The sequence below is a fragment of the Actinocorallia herbida genome (genome assembly GCF_003751225.1).
In the GTDB taxonomy this organism is placed as follows: domain Bacteria; phylum Actinomycetota; class Actinomycetes; order Streptosporangiales; family Streptosporangiaceae; genus Actinocorallia; species Actinocorallia herbida.
The window spans coordinates 9,754,025-9,775,532 of the sequence record NZ_RJKE01000001.1 but is presented as its reverse complement, the minus strand read 5'-3'; the positions used below and the strand labels follow the sequence as shown (position 1 = coordinate 9,775,532).

The following is a 21,508-nucleotide window of genomic DNA, read 5'->3' as shown; positions in this document are numbered from 1 at the left end:
ATTGCCCGACGGAGGTGATCTGTGGGGCTTGACGAGTGGCTCGCGTTCGGCGCGGTGATGGTCCTTGTGGCGATCGTGGCGGTCCGGCTGTCGTACCGGCTCGGTCTGCCGAGTCTGCTCGCCTACCTCGGCCTCGGGCTCCTCCTCGGCGAATCCGGGCCGATCGGCATCCAGTTCGACGACGCCCAGCTCGCGCAGACCCTCGGGCTCACCGCCCTCGTCATCATCCTCATCGAAGGCGGCCTCACCACCAACTGGCGGCACGTGCGCGGCGGCGTCCCGGCCGCGCTGTCGCTCGCCATCGTCGGCACCTCGCTCAGCATCGTCATCGTCGCCGCGGCCACGCACTACCTGCTCGGCGCCGACTGGCGCATCGCGCTGCTGCTCGGCGCCGTCCTCGCCCCGACGGACTCGGCGGCGGTCTTCTCCGTGCTGCGCAGGCTCCCGCTGCCGCCTCGGCTCGCCGGCATGCTGGAAGCGGAATCCGGCTTCAACGACGCGCCCGTCGTCATCCTCGTCGTCATGCTCAGCAGCGTCGAGCACGACGCGACGGGCCCGGGAGAACTCTTCGGGGTCCTCTTCTACGAGCTCATCGTCGGCGGGCTCGTCGGCCTCGCCATCGGCTGGGCGGGCGCGCGGGTCCTGCGCGGGGTCGCCCTCCCGGCGTCCGGCCTCTACCCGCTCGCCGTGATGTCGCTCGGATTCGCCGCCTACGGCGGTGCGACCATGCTGCACGCGTCGGGCTTCCTCGCCTGCTACCTGGGCGCGCTCGTCCTCGGCAACTCCAAGCTGCCGCACCGGCCCGCGACCCTCGGCTTCGCCGAAGGCGTCGCCTGGCTCGCCCAGATCGGGCTGTTCATCATGCTCGGCCTCCTCGCCTCGCCTTCCGAGCTGCCCGGACAGCTCGTCTTCGGGGTCGTCGCCGGGCTCATCCTTTCCTTCGTCGCCCGTCCGCTGTCCGTCCTCGTCGCCACGACCGGGTTCGGGGTGAGCTGGCGCGAGAAGGCGTTCCTGTCGTGGGCGGGCCTGCGCGGCGCCGTCCCGATCATCTTCGCCACGGTGCCGATGACCGAGCACGTCGCGGGCGCGGACGCGCTGTTCTCCGCGGTCTTCATCATCGTGGTGATCTTCACCATGATGCAGGGGCCGACCCTGCCCTTCCTGGCCAAGCTGCTGAAGATCACCGACGAGGCCCACGCGACCGACCTCGGCGTCGAGGCGGCCCCGCTGGAGGAACTGAAGGCCGACCTTCTCCAGGTCAAGATCCCCGACGACTCCAAGCTCTCCGGCGTGGAGGTCTTCGAACTCCGGCTGCCCAAGGGCGCACAGATCACGATGGTGCTCCGGGAGACCGTCGGCGCAGGTCATCTGGTGGAAAAGCACAGCTTCGTCCCCGGTGACCACACCGTCCTGCAAGGCGGCGACCAGCTCCTGGTCGTCACCACCGCAGAGGACCGCGACGAGGCGGAACGGCGGCTGCGCGCGGTGAGCAGGCGGGGCAAGCTGGCGGGCTGGTTCGGAGAGCGCGGAGACTAGACGTACTATTGGCAGTCGGCGATGCCGAGTGCCAATAGTGTTGCGAAGGAGTGACCGTGCCCACGTACCAGTACGCGTGCGCTGATTGCGGCGAGGGGCTGGAAGTCGTCCAGAAGTTCTCCGACGACGCCCTGACCGAGTGCCCCAACTGCGGCGGCAACCTCCGCAAGGTCTTCTCCGCCGTGGGCATCGTGTTCAAGGGCTCCGGCTTCTACCGCAACGACAGCCGCGGCTCCGGCAAGTCCACGACCCCGGCGACGACCTCCGCGGAGAAGAAGACCGAGACGAAGACCGAGTCCTCGGCCCCGGCCAAGGCCGAGTCGTCGTCCTCGACCCCGTCGACCTCCTCGTCGTCCAGCGCGTCCAGCACCCCGTCCGCTTGACGGACGGGGCGGCCGGCGCCTGAAGAAATGCGCATGTCCCTCCGGGGATGTGCGCATTCGGCGTTTCCAGGCCCCGACCCGCCCCGGAAGGACGTCAGCGGTCCTCGGTGCCGAACTCCCAGTGCCACGGCTCGAACGGGCTGCTGTAGGCCCAGGACGGGTGGAACCAACCGTAGGTGCCCGCGTTGGCTTCCAGCCAGTTGAACTGGAGCGACCCCGACGTCTGCACCCCGCCGCACAGGTCGAGCGCCTGGCCGAGACCGTGGTTACTGTGCCCGGGAATCGCCGCGAAGCCGGGCCTCTCGTAGTAGAGGCGCTGCTGCTCGGCCAGATCCCGGTAGGCGTCCCGGACGCACATGTCCACGCCGAACCGCTTCTTGTAGGCCGCGTTGAGCTTCACGAACGCCAGGGCCGCGTCCGCGCGCAGCAGGTAGCCCTTCTGCGGGACCTTGCAGAGGTACTTGCCGGGGATGAGGCCATTGGGGAACTTCGTGGAGTCCTCGACGAGGCTCGTGTCGCACATCAGCGTCAGCTCGGTGTCGCGGTCGAGGTCGAGGTTCTTCAGCATCTTGGTGAGCTGGCCGTTCAGCTCCTCGATCCGCTTGAACAGCGTCTTCTGCTGTTTCTTGATCTTCGCCTGGTCGAGGTTGGTCTGCGACTGGAGGTTCTGCGCGTCGTCGGCGAGCCCTTCCCTGCGCTCCCTGAGCTCCTCCGCCGTGTCGAGCAGCGCCTCGTCGGCCCCCGCGAGGAACGCCACATCGGCGGAACCGTGCAGTGCGGCCTCCGCCCCTCCCGGCCCGAAGATCGACAGCGGCCCGGACGCGGCCGGCGCCTGATAAGCCGAGTTGGCGAGCTGCGCGAGCGGCCCCCGGATCTTCTCGAACTCCGCGTCGGCCTCCGCGAGCTCCGACAACGTCCCCCTGAGCTTCTTCTTGGACTGCTTGACGTCCTTACGCAGATCCTTGAGCTCCTGGTCCAGCCCCTGAAGCTCGTTCCGCGCCTTGGTCGCCTCTTTCCGCAGCCCCTCCACCTGATCGATCGACGGCTTCACCGCCGCCACTCCCGGCGACCCCACGACCACAATGAGCAACAACGACGCCACCGCCGCCCACACCAGCCTCACAAACCGAGAGGTCGGCACAGGTCCCCTCCGACGAACGTCTCCCAAACAACAACGCCCGAACCCTACTACTCCCTCACCCAAGCCCCGACCCGTTCCGCGCCCCCGCTTCCGCCCCTCCCCCGCCCCGAACCCGGCAGCCACACCCCCGCCAAACCCTGTAAGCTTTCCCCCGCCGAGTTCCTCACACCCGGCACGGCCCCGTAGCTCAGGGGATAGAGCATCGGTTTCCTAAACCGTGTGTCGGAGGTTCGAATCCTCTCGGGGCCGCTTCCTTGAACAGCGAAAACCCCCGTCCTACCAGCGCGAATGTTGGAAGGCGGGGGTTTCGTCGTGCGTCACGGAGTGCCACGCGAGGACGTCCTGGGCGGGCGGGATCGCCTTCGGCGGCCGCCGCGGCCGGGTGGGCCGGGAGGCCGCCGTGATCTTCGGGCATCCGTGATGGGGCGACGGCGGGGTGGGGGTTACGCTGTCGGCCGTGTCGGCAGGAGATCCGGTGATGGCGAAGCCGCCTGCGGTGTGGAACGCGATCGGCGGGCTTCGTCGTGAGATCGAATCCGCCGAGGTCGTCGGCGGTATGTCGGCCGACACCGCCTGGCGGGCTTTTCTGCGGTTCGCGCGGCTCCGCTACGACGTCGCGGAGGTTCCCGATGCCGATGGCCTGCTCTTCCAGTACGGAACGCACGCGGTCGCCGGAGCGAGGACGTTCGTCCTGAACTTCACCGGGCAGTTCGAGCTCACCGACTCCGATGGCGGGCACGACCATTACCTCCATGTCCGATGCGATCTGGAGTACGAGGCGGCCCCTGCCCTGGAGAGGCTCGGGACATACAGCGCGTGGTTCTTTCACGACAGCGGCGAAGACCTGACGAACTGGTGCGAATCCCTACGGGGCTCCCCTGTCTGGAGCGAGGTCGACCGGCTCCCGGTCGGGCTCACGGTGTCCGCCGACCGGGTCTAGCCGGGGCGTCCGGGAGATTCGGCGACACGCTCCGCCGGCCTGCGGCGAAGGCGAAGGGTCTGATGGTTCGGAGGGCGTCCTGTCAGTAGGAGGCTCGTATGGCTCGATGTCGACGACGTCCAGCGCCGCGATCACCTCTTGAGCGCTCCTCAGTCCTTCCTCCGACGAGCCCGTGAACCGAACTCGATCTCCGCCAGGCGCTCGGGGAGTCGTCGGGGGTCACAGGTGGGGGGTCAGGTGGGCGGGGGTGGTGGCGGGGGGGTGGGCCAGGACGCAGAGGTGCTCCATGGTCTGGAGGTGGGTGTCCAGGGAGGTGGGGGTGTCGTGGTGGGTGGAGGTGGTGAGGGTGTGGGTGAAGGCGGTGTCGGGGAGGTCGGGGTGGGGGAAGCGGAGGAGGGTGAAGGGGCCTGAAGTGGCGGGGTGGGCTCCTGCGGAGAAGGGGAGGATTTGCAGGATCACCCCCTTCAGCGTCAGGAGGTGGGCCAGTTGGGCCTTGTGGATTTCGGGGGAGCCGACGGGGCGAAGGAGGACCGATTCGTCCAGGACGGCCCAGAGGCGGGGACCGTCGGGGCGGAAGAAGGCCTGCTGGCGGCGGCGGACCACGGTGACACGGGCTTCCAGTTCGGCTTCGGAGGCCTTGGGGTGGGAGACGCGCAGGAGGGCGCGGGCGTAGTCCTCGGTCTGGAGGAGGTCCGGGACGAACTGGGGAGCGAAGACCCGCAGGAGGGAAGCGGCCTCCTCCAGCCCCAGGTAGGTCGTCATCCACGGGGGGATGAGGTCGGAGTACTCCTGCCACCAGCCGGGGCGGTTGGCCTCGGCGGCGAGTTCGAGGATGGGGAGGCGCTGCGCCTCGTCGGTGACGCCGTAGAGGGTGAGGAGGTCGGCGATGTCGCGTTCCTTGAAGCCGACCCGGCCCAGCTCCATCCGACTGATCTTCGACTCGGACGAGCGGATCGCGTAGCCCGCGTCGGCCCGGGTGATGCCGCCGGCCTCGCGGAGCCTGCGCAGACGTCCGCCGAGCTGGATGCGACGGGTCATCGAACCGGAACTCAATCTGCCGACCGCCCTCCACCGCCCCGAGGTGACCCGCCGGCTCGGATCGCGCGCCCAACGCGGCCGATCACCGGTGCACGTGCAGATGCACGCCCGCGGAAGCCTACCGAAAGCGCGGTGCGACGTCCATGGAACGCCGTTTCCCCGTTGAGACGCCGCCCCAGGCCAAGATTTTTGTCTGATAAATCATAATTTGAAGCTTTTTACCCCTCTTTTGTAGGTCGGTCACCCTCCCAGTGGTGGACTGGATGAGAGGTACGCGCCGAAACGGCGACCGGGGCGAAGAGGAGGGTTGATGACGACCACGATGACAGAGAAGACCGAACGCTACGAGCGGGACGTACTGCCCTTGGTCGATCCCCTTTACGCCAGCGCGGTGCGCATGACGCGCAACAGCGCCGACGCCGAGGACCTGGTCCAGGAGACACTGACCAAGGCCTATGTGAACTTCCATCAGTTCCAGGAGGGTACGAATCTCAAGGCCTGGCTGCACCGGATCCTCACCAACAACTTCATCAACTCCTACCGCAAGAAGCAGCGCGAGCCGCAGCGCACCGGCTCGGACGAGCTCGAGGAGTGGCAGCTCGCACAGACCGAGTCGTCGGTCTCCGGGCTGCGGTCGGCCGAACACGAGGCACTCGACCGCATCCCCGACGCCGACGTGGTCGCGGCACTGCGCGATCTGCCCGCGGATTTCCGGAACGCCGTCTACCTCGCCGACGTCGAGGGCTACGCCTACAAGGAGATCGCCGAGATGATGGGCACTCCCATCGGCACGGTGATGTCCCGGCTGCACCGCGGCCGCAAGCAGCTGCGCACGGCGCTCGCCGCCCATCAGCCGGGGGTCCCGCGCGCAAGGGCCGCCTGACACCCCGGAGCACGACGAACGCCGAGGCCGGTCCGATCGGACCGGCCTTACCGCTGTCCAGGGGCGATCCGTTAGCCAACGGAGACCGCGGGGCGGGACTGTGAGGAGCTTCTAGCCCTAGGATTCTCGGATCTTTTGCGGGATTTGCCGGTTTTTTCGGTGCTCGCTCTCCCCCCATCCGAGGAGTACCCCCCGACCATGCGCCGTCGTGCCCTTGTGGTGGCCGCCTCACTCGCGAGCGTCCTCTCCCTCGGAGTGGGTCCCGCGCTCGCGGATCCGCCCCCCGCCCCCTCCCCCGCGGCCGACACCGCCGTCAGGCTCCCCGCGCAGAAGCTCTCCTGGCAGAAGTGCTTCACCAACGCCGCGGCCAAGTACGCCAGGCTCCAGTGCGCCAAGGTGAAGGTCCCGCGCGACTGGGCCAAGCCGAACGGCCCCAAGATCACGATCGCGATCAGCCGGCTCAAGGCGCGCGCCAAGCCGAAGGGCGTCCTGTTCACCAACCCGGGCGGTCCGGGCGCCGGGGGGCTGCTGACTCCGCTCCTGTTCGTCGACGCCAAGCGCAACCGGCTGATGGACGCCCAGGACATCATCGGCATCGACGTGCGCGGCACCGGCTACAGCGCGCAGGCCCTGTGCCAGGAGCTGCCGGAGCCCCCGACCGACGCCAGGAACCGCTCCGCCGCGAACACCGAGCTGATGCTGGGCTACGGCACGAAGCTCGCCAAGGCGTGCCAGAAGGGCGGCGGGCTGCCTTCCCGTTATGTGACGACGGCCCAGACCGTCCGGGACCTCGAGTACGTCCGGCGGTCCCTGCGGACGTCGAAGGGCGCCGCGGTCGGCAAGATCAACTGGCTGGGCTACTCGGCGGGCACCTGGCTTGGCGCGCACTACGCCGCGGCCTACCCCAAGCGGACCGGACGGTTCGTGCTCGACTCGGTCGTGCAGTTCGCCGGGTCCTGGCAGCAGCACAACTACCTCCAGCCGGTGGGCTTCCAGCGCAGGTTCGCCCAGGACTTCGCCAAGTGGGCGGCCAAGCACAACGCCGTGTTCGGCCTGGGCGCGACCGCGGCCGACGTCGTCGCCCGCTATGAGGCGATCCGTACGGAGATCGGCAAGCTGGGCGGCGTCGATGTCGAGACCGTCGACGGGTACACGTTCACGCTCTACCCCAGCGACCTCGACGACATGATCGCCTTCTCGATCTACGCGAAGTTCCAGTTCACCTCGCTCGCGATGGACCTCCAGACGCTGTCCGGGATCCTCGCGAACCCCGCGCGCAGGCTGCCGGCCGAGCTGCACAGCGTCGTCGATCCGTCGACGAGCGAGATCGCGACGTTCTACGGCACCCAGTGCAACGACACCAAGTTCACCGGGACCCCCGCCCAGCACGCGGCGAAGACCGCACAGATCGGGGCGAAGCACCCGCTGATCGGCTACAGCGTGATCAGTGATCCGTGCGCGGCCTGGAACCGGCCCGCGGGCATCCCGCTCAAGCGGCCGGGCAAGGGCCTGCCGAAGATGCTGCTGGTCCAGTCGCGCAACGACCCCGCGACGCCCTACGAGGGCGCGGTGAAGGCGCACCAGCGGTTCAAGAACTCCCGGCTGGTGACGGTCAAGAACGAGGGCGACCACGGCATGTACGCCTCGGGCAACGCCTGCGTCGACAAGATCGTCGACGCGTACCTGATCGACGGCGTCTACCCCAAGGCCGACCGCTCCTGCGCGGGGACGCCCATCCCGGCCCCTGAGATCTGGCGGACCGGCGCCCCCTCCAGCAATCCCCTCCAGCACCTCAAGGAGCTCACCGAGGTCCTCAAGCCCGTCTGACCCCCGACGAGACGCCGAAGGCCGGCCCCCGCAACCGGGGACCGGCCTTCGTGTCGTTCACAAGGCGATCAGTACGACTTGCTGAAGATCACGCGCTTGCCGTAGGCGGAGGGGGTGCCGCACTTCACGCAGGCGCCCTCCGCGGCCTCTCCCGCGGCGGGGATGCAGCGGGGGGTCGCCGCGGTCTCGGCCTTGATCTCGTCCTCGCAGGAGGTCTGGCCGCAGTGCAGGGCGAGCGCCCAGCCGCCGGCGACCTGCTCGGTGAAGGCGTCCCAGGTGTCGACGGCCGCGGTGTGCGCCTCGCGGAACTCCTCGGCCCGGCGCAGCAGGAACGCCTGGAAGTCCTCGAGGATCGCCGGGACGCGCGCGGCGACCTCGCCGAGCGGGATCTGCTCCTTGCCCTGGCCCTCGACGGTCGGGAGCCGCCGCGCGAGGGTGACGACGCCGCCGTCGATGTCGCGCATGCCGAGCTCGAGCCGGACGGGGACGCCGCGCATCTCCCAGTCGTTGAACTTGAAGCCCGGGGAGAGCTGGGGCCGCTTGTCGTCGACATGGACGCGGACGCCCGCGGCCTTCAGCTCGGCGGCGAGCTCGTGCGCCTTGGCCGTGGTGGTCTCGGCCTGCTCCTTGCGGCCCAGCGGCACGATGACGACCTGATAGGGGGCCAGCCGCGGAGGCAGGACGAGTCCCTTGTCGTCGCCGTGGGTCATGATCACGCCGCCGATCATGCGGGTGCTCATGCCCCAGGACGTGGTGTGCGCGAGCGTCAGTTCGCCGTTCTCGTCCTGGTAGTCGATCTCGAACGCCTTGGCGAAGTTCGTCCCGAGGTAGTGGGAGGTGCCGGCCTGGAGGGCCCGGCCGTCCCGCATCATGCCCTCGATCGTGTAGGTGCGCACGGCGCCGGCGAAGCGCTCGCCCGGGGTCTTCTCGCCCGGCACGACGGGCATCGCGGCGAGTTCGCGGGAGACCTTCTCATAGGCGTCCAACGCCCAGAGGGTCTCGCGCATCGCGTCGTCCTCGTCGACGTGCGCCGTGTGGCCCTCCTGCCAGAGGAACTCGGTGGTCCGCAGGAACATGCGCGGGCGCATCTCCCACCGGACGACGTTCGCCCACTGGTTCAGCAGCAGCGGCAGATCGCGGTGTGAGTCGATCCACTTGGCCATGTACTCGCCGATGACCGTCTCGGACGTCGGCCGGACGACCAGGGGCTCCTCGAGCTGCTTGCCGCCCGCGTGCGTGACGACGGCGAGCTCCGGGGAGAAGCCCTCGACGTGCTCGGCCTCGCGCTTGAGGTACGACTCCGGGATGAACATCGGGAAGCAGGCGTTCTCGTGGCCCGCCTCCTTGATCTTCGCGTCGAGGTCGGCCTGGATCAGTTCCCAGATCCGGTACCCGTACGGGCGGATGACCATCGTGCCGCGGACCGGCCCCCGGTCGACGAGGAGCGACTGGAGCACCACGTCGTTGTACCAGGCGGAGAAATCTTCGGATTGCGGAGTTACACCTTCTCGACTCACGGCCCAAAGGCTACTGGACCGGAGGCCCCGCCGTACGTCCGCGGGCGCACCCCGCCCGACCAGGCCGTTCGACGGGCCCGATACCATGACCGAGAACACTGCTTCACTCGGCGTTCACAACTCCGACATAACGGTCTGACCAGGCCGTCGAAGGAAAGATCTACCGGGGGCGGATCACATGTCGGCTAATGTCCCATGCGCGCCTGTACCTGCAATAGGCTCAGCGCCATGAGTCACCCGGAACGGCCCGCAAGCGGCCCCACCGGCAGTCTCACGGCACCCCCCGCATCCCAAGGGAAGTCCGGCGAGTCACTAGCCGCGTTCGCCGCTCGCCATGGCCTGACCCAGAGCGCCGCGCGCCCCCCTCTGGGTCTCTATCTGAGCCGGCTCTGGGGCCGGCGGCATTTCATCTGGATGTTCGCCTCATCCAAGAGCAAGGCCATGTACACCTCGTCAAGGCTCGGGCAGCTTTGGCAGGTTCTGACGCCGATCCTCAACGCCGGTGTCTACTTTCTCATCTTCGGGCTGCTGCTCGGGACCCATAAGGGCATCCCGGACTATGTCCCCTGGCTGGTCACCGGCGTCTTCCTGTTCTCCTTCTCTCAGCGCTCGGTCACTTCGGGCGCCAAGTCGGTGGGCACGAACCTCTCGCTGATCCGCGCGCTGCACTTCCCGCGGGCCTCGCTCCCCCTGGCCTACACGGTCGTGGAGTTCCAGCAGGCGATGGTCGCCCTGGGCGTCCTGTTCGCCCTGGTGATGGCCTTCGGCGTCATGCCCGCCCTGAGCTGGCTGATGATCATCCCGGTCGTGCTGCTGCAGCTGCTGTTCAACGTCGGCCTCGGCCTGATCGTCGCCAGGCTCGGCGCGTTCTCCCGCGACATCTCCCAGCTCATCCCGTTCATCAACCGGACCTGGCTGTACGCCTCCGGGGTCATCTTCTCGGTCGCGAGCCTCTCGGAGCGCTCGGACTTCATCAAGGAGAACCCCTGGATCACCGACATCCTCGAGGCCAACCCCGGTTACGTGTTCGTCGAGCTGGCGCGGCAGGCCCTGCTGCCCGCCTATGTCGCGCAGACCGACCCGCAGGTCGCCATGAGCGACCCGGGCCTGCTGTGGATCTACGCGATCGCCTGGTCCGTCGTCGTGCTCGTCGGCGGCTTCTACTGGTTCTACCGGGCCGAGGAGAGGTACGGACGTGGGTAGGGGTGTCGACGTGGCCGAGAAAGAGCAGGTGAACCACGTTCCGCCGCCGGTGGTCATCGACCCCACCCGGCAGCCGATCGTGGTCGTCGACGACCTGCACATCAAGTACAAGGTCTACGGGACCGTCAAGGAGAAGGGCACCGGGGCGAGCGCCCTCGGCCGTCTCCTGCGCGGCCGTAGCCGTCCGCAGATGACGGAGATCCACGCCGTCCGCGGCGTGTCCTTCGTGGCCTACAAGGGCGACGCGATCGGCGTCATCGGCACTAACGGATCCGGCAAGTCGACGCTGCTGAAGGCCGTCGCGGGGCTGCTGCCCCCGGCGACGGGCGGCGTCTTCACCGACGGCCAGCCGTCCCTGCTGGGCGTGGGCGCGGCGCTGATGAAGGACCTCACGGGCGAGCGCAACATCATCCTGGGCTGCCTGGCGATGGGCCTCACGCCGGACGAGACCAAGGAGAAGTACCAGGAGATCGTGCAGTTCGCCGGACTGCGCAAGGGGTTCATCAAGTACCCGATGAACACCTACTCCTCGGGCATGGGGGCGCGGCTGCGGTTCGCGATCGCGTCCGCGCGCACCCACGACGTGCTGCTCATCGACGAGGCGCTGGCCACCGGCGACGCCAAGTTCCGGCGGCGCAGCAAGCGCAAGATCGAGGAGCTGCGCAAGAACGCCGGCGCGGTGTTCCTCGTCGCCCACCAGCTCGACGTCGTGGCCGAGACCTGCAACCGGGTGCTGTGGCTCGACGACGGCCAGCTCGTCATGGACGGCACGCCGGAAGAAGTGATCGCCGCGTACACCGAGGCGATCAACAAATAGCTCACTAAAGTGGCCTCCATCACCGGATGATGGAGGCCACTCTCATGCCCGCACCACTTCCGTTCGACTTCCTCCCGGAGGTCCCGTCCTTCGAGGTGACGAGCACCGACGTCACCGACGGGGGGACCCTCTCCGCCGCCCAGGTCTTCGACGGCTGGGGCCACTCCGGCGGGAACGTCTCGCCGGGGCTCGCCTGGTCGGGGTTCCCCGAAGGCACCCGGAGCTTCGCGATCACCGTCTACGACCCTGACGCGCCCACCGGCTCGGGCTTCTGGCACTGGCTGCTGTGGGACGTCCCGGCGCACGTGACGGAGCTGCCCGCGGGGATCAAGGCCGAGGACCCGATCGGGATCCAGGGCCGCAACGACTACGGCGACAACGCGTTCGGGGGCGCGGGGCCGCCCCCCGGCCCTGCCCACCGCTATGTCTTCGCGGTCCACGCGCTCGACGTACCGTCCCTGGGCGTCCCGGCGGAGGCCCCGGCCGCGCAGGTGGGCTTCAACATCACCGCGCACACCCTGGGCCGCGGGTACCTCGTGGCGACCTACGGGATCTGATCGGGGTCACGGGGAACGGGCACACGGGCGCTCGCCCCGGCCCGGTGCGGTCGAAGTCATCGCCCCGGGACGACCGCCCGTGTGCGTCCCTACTCCGACCCGGCTGCAAGGTGACGAAACAGGTGATCCCACGATGCACCGGGCCGCTATCAATCGGCTATCGGCCGGGCAATGGGCCGGAAAAGATGATCGTCTTCGCGTGTGGTGACCGACTGCGAAGGTGACATCATCGAGCGTGAACAAGAAGATCCTCGCCATCGCCGTCGCCGTGGCCGCGTGCGCCGGCGCCGCCGTCCTCGCCGTCGTCCTGCTCAAGGGCGGCGGGCACCGCTACGAGAACCAGGCCGCGATGCTGAAGGCGGTGCCCTCCGCGGCGAAGGCCGAACTCGGCACCCGGGGGCAGCCGCTCGCCGGTGAACTGGTCTGCGAGAGTATGGAAGGCGCTTCCGCGGAGAAGCTGCTGGTCAAATGCACCGGGGAGACGACGGCCAAGAAGCCGGTCCAGGTCTTCGGGGCGGCGCTGGCGAAGTCCGCGCGCGAGTACTACACGATTCTCGTGGGCGGACGGCCTCTGGTGAAGAACGCCTCCTGCCTGGGGGCGGACTGCGCGGCCGATTAGGTCAGACGTGAAGGAGAGGCCCGTTGCTGCCGGTGGTGCTGGACTGCATGGGAGGAGACCACGCGCCCCGGGAGGTGGTGGCCGGCGCCGTCGCGGCGGCCAGGGACCACGGAGTGCCGCTGATCCTGGTGGGCCCGGCCCGGCGGATCCGGGCCCTGCTCGCCGAGTACGGTGCCGGCGATCTCGGCGGTCGTGCCGCCGCCGGGCTGTCGATCGTGCACACCGACGAGTCGCTCGAGATGGGCGAGGGCGCGCTGGCGTCCTGGCGCAAACCGCGCTCGACCATCGCGATCGCGTGCGAGCTGATCAAGCACGGCAAGGCGGGCGCGCTGGTGTCGGCGGGCTCGACCGCGGGCGTGGTGGCGACCTCCGCGGTCCGGCTCAAGACCCAGCACGGCATCCTGCGGCCCGCGCTGGCGGTCACCCTGCCGACGATCCCGCGCCCGACGGTCCTGCTGGACGCGGGCGCGACCGCCGACGCCAAGCCGGAGATGCTCGTGCAGTTCGCGCATCTGGGGACGGCGTTCGCGCAGATCCGGCTCGGGATCGAAAGGCCGAGGGTGGGCCTGCTGACGATCGGGGCGGAGCCCGGCAAGGGCAACAAACTGACGAAGAAGGCCCATGAGCTGCTCGCGGCGTCCCCGCTGGAGTTCGCGGGCAACATCGAGGGCCACGACCTGCTGCGCGGCAGCGTCGATGTGATCGTCGCCGACGGGTTCACCGGCAACATCGCGCTGAAGACGATGGAGGGCACCTTGCGCGTCGCGGTGGGCGAGCTGAAGCGGGCGCTGTCGTCGAGCCGCACCGCGAAGCTGGGGGCGGTGCTCCAGCGCCGGGAGCTGCACGCGCTCACCGACCGGTTCGACAGCGACACCTACGGCGGCGGGGTGCTGCTCGGCCTGAACGGGGCGGTGGTGGTCGCGCACGGGGCGGCGACGGCCAAGGCGATCGCCGCGGCCTGCAAGCTGGCGTTCGACCTGTCGGAGGGCAGGCTGATCGACCGGGTGAAGGACCAGCTGGGGGCGGCGGCCAAGCCGTCGCGATTCCGGTTCGGGCACCACCCGGAGGCGAAGGGGGACGGTAAAGCCGTCGAGGGCAGGTCCACCGAGACGAGGCCGGATCTCAGAGCCGAGATCAGGGAGCCGGTGCCGGAGCCGCGCGAACAGCCCCCCGGCGACGGCGCGTGACCCTCGCCGAGCGGTCGGCGACCGGCCTCACCGCCGCGGAGGTCGCCGAGCGCGGGGCCGCGGGCCTGGTCAACCGGGTGCCGCGGCGCAGCAGCCGCAGCGTCGGGGAGATCGCGCGGGCGAACGTGCTCACCCGGTTCAACGCGCTGATCGGCACCCTGTTCGTGCTGGTGCTGGTGTTCGGGGACTGGCGGGACGGCCTGTTCGGCGGGATCATCCTGGCCAACACGCTGATCGGGATCGTCCAGGAGCTGCGGGCGAAGCGGACGCTGGACCGGCTCGCGGTGCTGGGCGAGCAGCGGGTGCGGGTGGTGCGGGACGGCCGGACGACCGAGGTCGCGCAGGCCACGGTGGTCCAGGACGACCTGGTGGTCGTCCGGGCCGGGGACCGGATCGTCGTGGACGGCCCCGTGGTGGACTCCCGGGCGCTGGAGGTCGACGAGTCGCTGCTGACGGGCGAGGCGGAGCCGGTGGCGAAGCTGCCGGGCGACGAGATGCTGTCGGGGAGCTTCGTGGTCGCCGGCGGCGGCTCGTTCGTCGCGCGGAAGGTGGGCGGGGAGGCTTACGCGGCGCGGCTGGTGGCGGAGGCGAGCCGCTTCAAGCTCGCGAAGTCCGAGCTCCAGGCGGGGATCAACAGGTTCCTCAAGTACGTGACCTGGCTTCTGGTGCCCGTGGGGGTGCTCCTCACGATCAGCCAGTTCCTGTCGACCCGGAGCCTGTCCGAGGCGGTCGTGGGGGCGGTCGCCGGGGTCGTCACGATGGTGCCGGAAGGGCTGGTGCTGATGACGAGCATCGCCTTCGCCGTCGGGGTGGTGCGGCTGGGGCGGCGGCGCTGCCTCGTCCAGGAGCTGCCCGCGATCGAGGGGCTGGCCCGGGTGGACGTGCTCTGCCTGGACAAGACGGGGACGCTCACCGAGCCCGGGATGGACCTGGAGGAGGTCGTCCCGCTGAAAGCGGGGCTGCCCGTGGACCGGGCCCTGCGCGCGCTGGTGGCCGCGGACCCTTCACCCAACCCGACGCTGACGGCCATCGCGGCTTCGCTTCCGGACGAGTCCGGGGCTCCGTGGGAGGCGGGCGAGATCGTGCCGTTCTCCAGCGCCCGCAAGTGGAGCGGCACCTCCTTCGGGGAGCACGGCGACTGGGTCCTCGGCGCCCCCGACGTCCTGCTGGCGCCGGGCTCCGCGGCGCTGAAGGAGGCGGGGAGGCTGGGCGCGACGGGGCGGCGGATCCTCGCCCTCGTCCACGGCCCCGAAGGGCGCCTGGCGGATCTGGCGCGCGACTCCGCGGTGTTCGCGGAGTCTGCGGCCCTGGAGCCCGCGGCTCTGATCGTCCTGGGGCAGCGGATCAGGCCCGAGGCGAAGGGCGCGCTCGCGTACTTCGCGCGCGAAGGCGTGGCGGTGAAGGTGCTCTCGGGGGACGACCCCGTCAGCGTCGGCGCCATCGCGGCGTCCTTGGGCGTGCCGGGGGCGGACCGCCCCTATGACGCCCGGGAGATCACCGAGACCGACATCCAGGACGTCCTGGAGAAGCACACGGTCTTCGGAAGGGTGTCTCCGCAGCAGAAGCGGGCGATGGTCCGGGCGCTCCAAGCGCGCGGCCACACGGTGGCGATGACGGGCGACGGCGTCAACGACGTGCTGGCGCTCAAGGACGCCGATCTGGGCGTCGCCATGGGATCGGGCAGCGGGGCGACCCGCGCGGTGGCCAAGGTCGTGCTGCTGGACGACAGCTTCGCCACGCTCCCGCACGTGGTCGCCGAGGGGCGGCGGGTGCTGGGGAACATCGAGCGGGTCGCGAACCTCTTCCTGACCAAGACGGTCTACTCGATCCTGCTGTCGGTGCTGGTCGGGGTCGTCGGAGTCCGGTTTCCGTTCCTGCCCCGGCACCTGACGCTCATCAGCGCGCTGACCATCGGGATCCCCGCGTTCGTCCTCGCGCTCGCGCCGAACCTGGAGCGGGCCCGTCCCGGGTTCGTGCCGCGGGTGCTGCGGTTCGCGGTCCCGGCGGGGCTGGCGCTCGGCGGCGCGACGTTCGCCGGGTACCTCCTGGCCATCGACGACCCCAGCACCGAGTTCGCCCAGGACAGCACGACCGCGACGTTCGCGCTGTTCCTGCTGTCGCTGTGGGTGCTGGCGCTCATCGCGCGGCCCTACACCTGGTGGCGGGTGGCGCTCGTGGTGACGATGGGCACGGCGTTCCTCGTGGTGCTCGCGGTGCCCGGATTGCGGGAGTTCTTCGCGCTCCAGCATCAGAACGCGCACAATGACGCGATAGCCCTGCTGATCGCGGTAGTGGCCGGCCTGCTGCTGTCTCATGCGCTGCGCCGGGATTGGTATGACCTGGCCCTGAATTACCTGCGGCGGCTCACGCGCCGGTAAGCGCGGGAAAGATCGTCCCCGCCCTGTGGATATCCAGTCGAGCGGCCCGCGCGAGGTCGCTAACCTTGGAACATGTCCGATCCACAGCTCGTCCTCGCCGCCCGGGTGCAGGCCGCGATCGTCGACGCCTACGGCGTCGAGTACGCGCACACCGACCCGGTGATCCGGCCGTCCCAGTTCGCCGACCTTCAAGCCAACGTGGCGCTGCCCTTGGCCAAGAAGCTGGGCGAGCGACCCCGGGACGTCGCGGACGAGATCGTCAAGCGGCTCGACGTCGCGGGCCTGTGCTCGGCCGTGGAGGTCTCCGGACCCGGCTTCATCAACCTGACCCTGGCCGACGAGTGGATCGCCGGCCAGGCCACCCCGATGGTCGGCGACCCGCGGGTCGGCGTCCCGGTGACCGACCGGCCGCAGGTCGTCCCGGTCGACTACTCCGCGCCGAACGTGGCCAAGGAGATGCACGTCGGGCACCTGCGCACCACGGTCGTCGGCGACGCGTTCTGCCGGGCCGCGGAGTTCCGGGGCCACCACGTCATCCGGCAGAACCACATCGGAGACTGGGGCACCCCCTTCGGCATGCTCATCGAGCACCTGCTGGAGATCGGCGAGGAGGAGGCCGCGGCCGAGCTGCGGACCGACCCGAACGTCTTCTACCAGGCCGCCCGCGCCAAGTTCGACGCCAGTGAGAAGGGCGAAGGCCACGGCGACTTCGCCACCCGCGCCCGGCGCCGGGTGGTGCTGCTCCAGTCCGGCGACCAGGCCACGCTGACGATCTGGCGGCGCATGGTCGACATGTCGAAGGTGTACTTCAACAAGATCTACGCCGAGCTCGACGTCACCCTCGCCGACGCCGACCTCGCGGGCGAGAGCAAGTACAACGACATGCTCGGCGCGGTCTGCGACGACCTGTACGAGCAGGGCATCGCGGTCGTCGACGACGGCGCCCTGTGCGTCTTCCTCGAGGGCCACATCGGCCGCGAGGGCAAGCCGGTGCCGCTGATCATCCGCAAGAGCGACGGCGGCTACGGCTACGCCACCACCGACCTCGCCGCGCTGCGGTACCGCGCCCAGACCCTGCACGCCGACCGCGTGGTCTACGTGATCGGCGTCCCGCAGGCGCTGCACCTGAAGATGGTCTACGAGACCGTCGAGAAGGCCGGATGGCTGGGCCGGACCCAGCCGTTCCACGCGGGCATCGGCAACGTGCTGGGCACCGACGGCAAGATCCTGCGGACCCGCTCGGGCAAGCCGATCAAGCTCGCCCAGCTGCTGGAGGAGGCGGTCGAGCGGGCCGCCAAGGTCATCGAGGACCGCGGGTACGACGCGGCGACCCAGGCCGAGATCGCCCAGGCCGTCGGGATCGGCGCGGTCAAGTACGCCGACCTGTCGGTGGCCCGCGACAGCGAGTACGTGTTCGACTTCGACCGGATGATCGCCCTCACCGGCAACACCGGCCCGTACCTCCAGTACGCCGCCGCCCGGATCAGGTCGATCTTCCGGCTCGCGGGCAGCAGCCCCGAGGCCGTCGACAGCCCGATCGTCATCACCCACCCGGCCGAGCGCGCCCTCGCGCTGCACCTGCTGGGCTTCGGCGCGGCGATCGACGCGATGATCGAGGACGTGGCGCCGCACAAGCTCGCCGCCTACCTGTACGGCGTCGCCGACGCCCTCACCGGGTTCTACGAGAACTGCCCCGTGGTCAAGGGCCCGGACGGCCCTGTCCCAGCGGAGGTGCGGGAGCCGCGCCTCGCCCTGTGCGCCCTGGCCCTGAACACGCTGGTCACCGGCCTCGGCCTGCTGGGCATCACGGTCCCCGAGCGGATGTGAGTGATCACGCGAGTGCACCCGGTGATTAACCGGGTGCACTCGCGTGTTTTACTGGATGTTAGATCCCCCGTGCACGGCATGCCCAGGCGACCACGGGGGGTGCAGGGTGAACCGCTGGTCCATCCGGACCCGGCTGACGGTTCTCGCGGCGACGGTCACCGCCCTGCTCTGTCTCGGCATGGGCATCCTGCTCACGCTCGTGCTGCGCAGCCGGGTCGTCGAGCTGCGCCGGGAGAACGTCGCCAACTCCGCCCTCGGCGTCATCCAGCTGATCAAGCGGGACACACTGCCCGAGGAGATCCCGAAGGTCGGGCCGCTCTCCGACGTGGACGGGCTCCAGGTCGTCAACGCCCAGGGAAAGGTCGTGGCGGGCACCGGGAACCTCGCCGCACTGCCCCGGGTCTCCTCTCTCACGCCGTCGATGGCGAACCCGCACCAGTCCGAGACGGTCTGCGGGACGTTGACGCCGGGCTGCAGGTCGGTCGTGGCCCTGCGGGTCTTCGAGGACCAGGGCGACTGGTTCATCTACGTCATCGACGACCCCGTCCCCTGGTACATCAGCCCTTCCTACGTCGCCCAGCTCGGGGTGGTCGCCCTGATGCTCGTCGCGCTCACCGCGGCGGGCGCGGCGCACACCGTCCGGGTCGCGATGGAGCCCATCACCGATATCCGCGCGCAGGCGACCCGGATCGCCCGCGACATCGGCGAGGGCCGCGGCCGCGGCATGCGGCTCCCGGTGCCGGAGCACGACGACGAACTGCGCGCGATGACCAAGGCCGCGAACCTGGCGCTCGCCCGGCTGGAGGCCACGATCGACCGGGAGCGCGAGTTCACCGCCAACGCCTCGCACGACCTGCGCTCCCCCATCACCGCGATGCGCGCCGAGCTGGACGGGGCGATGCTCTACCCCGACGAGGCCGACTGGCCGGAGACCGCGGAGAAGCTGACGGCGGGCCTCGACCGGCTGTCGGCGCTGGTGGAGGACCTGCTCGTGCTGAGCCGGCTCGACGCGGGCACCGAGGTGGGCAAGGAGCCGGTGGACCTCGCCGAGCTGGTCCGCGCGGAGATCGCGCGGCGGCCGGAGGACCCGCGGGTCCGGATCGACGCGCAGCCGGTGCTGGTGACGGGCGTGCGCGTCCACCTGGCCAGGCTGTTCACGAACCTGCTGGACAACGCGGTCCGGCACGCCAAGGACCGGGTGGTCGTGCGGGTCCGCCCGGACGGGATGCAGGCCGTCCTCGAGGTCGTCAACGACGGCGACACCGTGCCGCCGGAGATGCGCGAGGCGATCTTCGACAGGTTCACCCGCCTCGACGCCTCCCGCAGCAAGGACACCGGGGGCAGTGGACTCGGCCTGGCCATCTGCCGCCAGATCGCGCGCGCCCACAACGGCTCCGTGACGGCCGCGGACGCCGACACGGGTTCCCGGTTCGTCGTCCGGCTTCCGAGGGCGGCAGGGTGACGCTCAGCGCTTCCTGACGTACACCGGGGTGCCGACGGGAGCCATCTTGTAGATGCGCTTGGCGTTGTGCAGGGGGATGCGGATGCAGCCGTGCGACGCGTGCCGCGCCGGGACCTCCGTGGAGCCGTGCATGGCGATGCCGCCGACGAAGTACGCCGGGTAGTACATGGCCCCGAGCCGCCCGGTGTGCCAGCCCTTGACGCGGCGGGTCACCCGGAAGTCGCCGGTCGGGGTCCGGGCGAAGCCGCACACGCCGTGGTCGCAGTAGGACCTGTTGGCGCCGGTCGAGACGTGACTGATGAGGACGGGTCTGCGGCCCTCCCACACGACGAGGATCTGCGGCCGAAGGCGGATCTCGACCCTGCGCCCGTGCGCCGGGACGAGCGGGCGGATCCTGCGCGGGTGCCAGAGCGCGCGGCGGGTCTTGGCGCCGATCCTCGCGGACGGCTTGATCCCGTTGACCTTCTGGAACGCCCAGACCGCCGAGCGGGTCTCCTTGCCGTACCGGCCGTTGACGCGGCCCGGCGCGTACCCGAGCTCCTTCAGCCGCCTCTGGAGGACCCGCACGTCCCTGCCCGCGTCGTGGAACCCGGTCTCGGCCGCCGCCGATCCCCCCGGCACCAGCGTGAGCAGCACGGTCACAGATCCGACGGCGGCGATCCCCAGGCGCATGATCATGACGCTAGGCCGCCCTCCGCCCACCGCAACCCCGCCACACCGCCCACGCCAAGCCTTTACCCCCGCCCACCGCCCGGAACGCCGCGCGGCCCCCGCCTTGGAGGGGCGGGGGCCGCGCGGGACGCGCCGGCGTCTTCAGATCCGCAGACGCCTTCAGGTGCGGCTGAAAAGGCCGGAGAGGCCGCGCAGGACCGTGGACTCGCCGTCATTGGCCTCCGCCATCTCCTCCTTGATGACCTCGGGGTCGCCCGGCACGATCTCGTGCGCCTCGGTGCGGCGGGTGCCGCGGGTCCGCACGACGGGGCTGCGCGTCGTCGTGGCGGTGGCCGCGCGCGAGCGGGTCGCGGCGGGCTTGCGCGCCGCGGTGGTGCGGGTAGAGGCGGCGCGCGTAGTGGTCTTCGCCCGGGTGGCCGCAGGCTTGCGGGTGCCCGTGGTCGCGGCCTTGCGCGTCGTCGAGGCGGCCCGGGTCGTGGTCTTGGTGCCGGTGGCCCGGGTGCCCGCGGCCCGCGTCGCGGTCGTACGGGTCGCGGGCTTGCGCGCCGCCGCGGTCCGGGTGGACGCCGCCCGGGTGCCGGTCGCCCGGGTCGCTGCGGGCTTGCGCGCCGCGGCCGTGCGGGTGCCGGCCGCGCGGGTCGTGGTCTTGGCGGCGGCGCGGGTGCCGGTGGCACGAGCCGTCGTCGCGCGGGCGGCGGTGCCCGAGGTGGCCTTGACGGTCTTGAGCGCCTTGGCCGCGTCCGACATCGCCTTGGCGGCCGTCGCCATCGACTTCGTCGCCGACTTCATCGCGGTCATCGCGGTGTTCATCGACTTGGCCGAGGTCCCGGCCCTGGTGGCCGCGGCCGTCAGCTTGGTGGTGGCCGAGGTCATCTTGGTCGCCGCGGAGTTCACCTTGGTGGCGGCCCTCGCGGGCGTCAGGCCGGCGGCCGCCCTGGTCGTCGTGGCGCGCGTCGTGGTGCTGCGGGCCGCCGTGGTGCGGGTCGCGGGCTTGCGGGCCGCGGCCGTGCGGGTCGCGGGCTTGCGCGCCGCCGTCGTCCGCGTGGTGGTCGAGCGGGTGGCGGGCTTGCGCGCCGCCGCGGTCGTCCGCTTGGCCGTGGTGCGGGTCGCGGCGCCCGCACGGGACGCGGTGGTCCGCGAGGTGACGCGGGTGCCCGTCGTCTTGGCGGCGGCGCTGGTGCGCTTGGCCGCGGGTTTCCTTGCTGCCGTCTTCGTGGCGGCGGACGTGCGCTTCGTCGTAGAACTACGGCGAGTGGTCGCACGCCTCGTTGTATTGGTAGCCACTGATCCATCCCCCCGTAGTGATCAGGTACCGGGGAGATAGCCCGTGACCTGCGGCTTTAAACCGCAGAACGGCAAAATACCCACGCCGCGCCCACGACGGAGACAACCGCCATCACGCGGACAGCCCACGCGGCGTAGCGGAAAACAGCGCATCAAGCCGCCACGGTTTTTGTCCGGCGCGCGCACGCCGGACGGCGCGGCCGCACCGGGACGAACACGGCGCGCACCCGGTGCCCG

18 protein-coding genes and 1 tRNA gene are annotated in these 21,508 nt (G+C 70.3%); 14 read left to right on the top strand and 5 right to left on the bottom strand.

The features are described from left to right. The first annotated feature begins 21 nt into the window (after positions 1 to 21). Positions 22 to 1,536 carry a potassium/proton antiporter gene (locus EDD29_RS44670; protein WP_123670160.1) on the top strand — a complete coding sequence of 505 codons (1,515 nt, stop codon included), beginning with the start codon at positions 22 to 24 and terminating at the stop codon, positions 1,534 to 1,536. 56 nt (positions 1,537 to 1,592) lie between these two features. Then, complete coding sequence (locus tag EDD29_RS44665) at positions 1,593 to 1,919, top strand: FmdB family zinc ribbon protein (RefSeq protein ID WP_123670159.1); 327 nt, start codon at positions 1,593 to 1,595, stop codon at positions 1,917 to 1,919. A gap of 94 nt (positions 1,920 to 2,013) precedes the next feature. Here the strand turns inward: EDD29_RS44665 and EDD29_RS44660 are convergent, their stop codons facing one another. Beyond that, on the bottom strand, positions 2,014 to 3,021 hold the full coding sequence (locus tag EDD29_RS44660; protein WP_246053748.1) for a M15 family metallopeptidase: 1,008 nt from the start codon (positions 3,019 to 3,021) through the stop codon (positions 2,014 to 2,016). A 215-nt stretch (positions 3,022 to 3,236) separates the two neighbouring features. Between EDD29_RS44660 and EDD29_RS44655 the strand changes: the two genes are divergently transcribed. Next, positions 3,237 to 3,309 (top strand) — tRNA-Arg (locus EDD29_RS44655). Positions 3,310 to 3,538: 229 nt separating this feature from the next. Next, the gene (locus EDD29_RS44650; RefSeq protein ID WP_148086311.1) at positions 3,539 to 4,000 is read left to right on the top strand and encodes a hypothetical protein; all 462 of its coding nucleotides are present in this window, start codon (positions 3,539 to 3,541) and stop codon (positions 3,998 to 4,000) included. A gap of 219 nt (positions 4,001 to 4,219) precedes the next feature. Here EDD29_RS44650 and EDD29_RS44645 read toward each other — a convergent pair whose 3' ends face one another. Continuing rightward, positions 4,220 to 5,038, bottom strand: coding sequence for a helix-turn-helix domain-containing protein (locus EDD29_RS44645; RefSeq protein ID WP_123670156.1), 819 nt, complete (start codon positions 5,036 to 5,038; stop codon positions 4,220 to 4,222). A gap of 310 nt (positions 5,039 to 5,348) precedes the next feature. Here EDD29_RS44645 and EDD29_RS44640 point away from each other — a divergent pair, with 310 nt between their 5' ends. Together EDD29_RS44640 and EDD29_RS44635 are read left to right on the top strand one after the other, a co-directional pair. Then, positions 5,349 to 5,921, top strand: coding sequence for a sigma-70 family RNA polymerase sigma factor (locus EDD29_RS44640; protein ID WP_123670155.1), 573 nt, complete (start codon positions 5,349 to 5,351; stop codon positions 5,919 to 5,921). A gap of 198 nt (positions 5,922 to 6,119) precedes the next feature. Further along, the gene (locus EDD29_RS44635; RefSeq protein ID WP_123670154.1) at positions 6,120 to 7,748 is read left to right on the top strand and encodes an alpha/beta hydrolase; all 1,629 of its coding nucleotides are present in this window, start codon (positions 6,120 to 6,122) and stop codon (positions 7,746 to 7,748) included. A gap of 68 nt (positions 7,749 to 7,816) precedes the next feature. Here EDD29_RS44635 and proS read toward each other — a convergent pair whose 3' ends face one another. Further along, positions 7,817 to 9,265: a proline--tRNA ligase gene (proS, locus tag EDD29_RS44630; RefSeq protein WP_281281010.1), complete on the bottom strand. Its 1,449-nt coding sequence runs from the start codon at positions 9,263 to 9,265 to the stop codon at positions 7,817 to 7,819. A gap of 414 nt (positions 9,266 to 9,679) precedes the next feature. Here proS and EDD29_RS44625 point away from each other — a divergent pair, with 414 nt between their 5' ends. The 8 genes from EDD29_RS44625 (at position 9,680) to EDD29_RS44590 (ending at position 19,315) form a co-directional block, all read left to right on the top strand. After that, a complete protein-coding gene (locus EDD29_RS44625) occupies positions 9,680 to 10,468 on the top strand; it encodes an ABC transporter permease (RefSeq protein ID WP_246053340.1) in 789 nt (262 codons plus the stop codon). Positions 10,469 to 10,478: 10 nt separating this feature from the next. Beyond that, the gene (locus EDD29_RS44620; RefSeq protein WP_246053339.1) at positions 10,479 to 11,285 is read left to right on the top strand and encodes an ABC transporter ATP-binding protein; all 807 of its coding nucleotides are present in this window, start codon (positions 10,479 to 10,481) and stop codon (positions 11,283 to 11,285) included. A 44-nt stretch (positions 11,286 to 11,329) separates the two neighbouring features. Then, positions 11,330 to 11,842, top strand: a complete 513-nt coding sequence (locus tag EDD29_RS44615; RefSeq protein WP_123670152.1) for a YbhB/YbcL family Raf kinase inhibitor-like protein — start codon at positions 11,330 to 11,332, stop codon at positions 11,840 to 11,842. A 235-nt stretch (positions 11,843 to 12,077) separates the two neighbouring features. Beyond that, positions 12,078 to 12,461: a hypothetical protein gene (locus EDD29_RS44610; RefSeq protein WP_123670151.1), complete on the top strand. Its 384-nt coding sequence runs from the start codon at positions 12,078 to 12,080 to the stop codon at positions 12,459 to 12,461. Positions 12,462 to 12,508: 47 nt separating this feature from the next. Beyond that, the gene (gene plsX / locus EDD29_RS44605) at positions 12,509 to 13,648 is read left to right on the top strand and encodes a phosphate acyltransferase PlsX (RefSeq protein ID WP_123671075.1); all 1,140 of its coding nucleotides are present in this window, start codon (positions 12,509 to 12,511) and stop codon (positions 13,646 to 13,648) included. Then, positions 13,645 to 16,026: an HAD-IC family P-type ATPase gene (locus EDD29_RS44600; protein WP_123670150.1), complete on the top strand. Its 2,382-nt coding sequence runs from the start codon at positions 13,645 to 13,647 to the stop codon at positions 16,024 to 16,026. The genes plsX and EDD29_RS44600 overlap by 4 nt, the downstream gene beginning before the upstream one ends. Positions 16,027 to 16,098: 72 nt before the next feature. Further along, complete coding sequence (gene argS, locus EDD29_RS44595; RefSeq protein ID WP_123670149.1) at positions 16,099 to 17,853, top strand: arginine--tRNA ligase; 1,755 nt, start codon at positions 16,099 to 16,101, stop codon at positions 17,851 to 17,853. A gap of 106 nt (positions 17,854 to 17,959) precedes the next feature. Further along, positions 17,960 to 19,315, top strand: coding sequence for a sensor histidine kinase (locus EDD29_RS44590; RefSeq protein ID WP_170201824.1), 1,356 nt, complete (start codon positions 17,960 to 17,962; stop codon positions 19,313 to 19,315). Between the two features lie 3 nt (positions 19,316 to 19,318). On the opposite strand, the gene EDD29_RS44585 is transcribed toward EDD29_RS44590, so the two are convergent. After that, positions 19,319 to 19,987 carry a L,D-transpeptidase family protein gene (locus EDD29_RS44585; protein WP_170201823.1) on the bottom strand — a complete coding sequence of 223 codons (669 nt, stop codon included), beginning with the start codon at positions 19,985 to 19,987 and terminating at the stop codon, positions 19,319 to 19,321. A 159-nt stretch (positions 19,988 to 20,146) separates the two neighbouring features. Then, complete coding sequence (locus EDD29_RS45135) at positions 20,147 to 21,271, bottom strand: hypothetical protein (RefSeq protein ID WP_148086310.1); 1,125 nt, start codon at positions 21,269 to 21,271, stop codon at positions 20,147 to 20,149. Positions 21,272 to 21,508: the final 237 nt, after the last annotated feature.

Coding starts and splice junctions, on each gene's coding strand:
- EDD29_RS44640 (WP_123670155.1), top strand. CDS start 5,349: ATGACGACCACGATGACAGAGAAGACCGAACGCTACGAGCGGGACGTA.
- EDD29_RS44625 (WP_246053340.1), top strand. CDS start 9,680: ATGTTCGCCTCATCCAAGAGCAAGGCCATGTACACCTCGTCAAGGCTC.
- EDD29_RS44585 (WP_170201823.1), bottom strand. CDS start 19,987: ATGCGCCTGGGGATCGCCGCCGTCGGATCTGTGACCGTGCTGCTCACG.
- plsX (WP_123671075.1), top strand. CDS start 12,509: ATGGGAGGAGACCACGCGCCCCGGGAGGTGGTGGCCGGCGCCGTCGCG.
- EDD29_RS44615 (WP_123670152.1), top strand. CDS start 11,330: ATGCCCGCACCACTTCCGTTCGACTTCCTCCCGGAGGTCCCGTCCTTC.
- EDD29_RS44635 (WP_123670154.1), top strand. CDS start 6,120: ATGCGCCGTCGTGCCCTTGTGGTGGCCGCCTCACTCGCGAGCGTCCTC.
- EDD29_RS44650 (WP_148086311.1), top strand. CDS start 3,539: ATGGCGAAGCCGCCTGCGGTGTGGAACGCGATCGGCGGGCTTCGTCGT.
- argS (WP_123670149.1), top strand. CDS start 16,099: ATGTCCGATCCACAGCTCGTCCTCGCCGCCCGGGTGCAGGCCGCGATC.
- EDD29_RS44645 (WP_123670156.1), bottom strand. CDS start 5,038: ATGACCCGTCGCATCCAGCTCGGCGGACGTCTGCGCAGGCTCCGCGAG.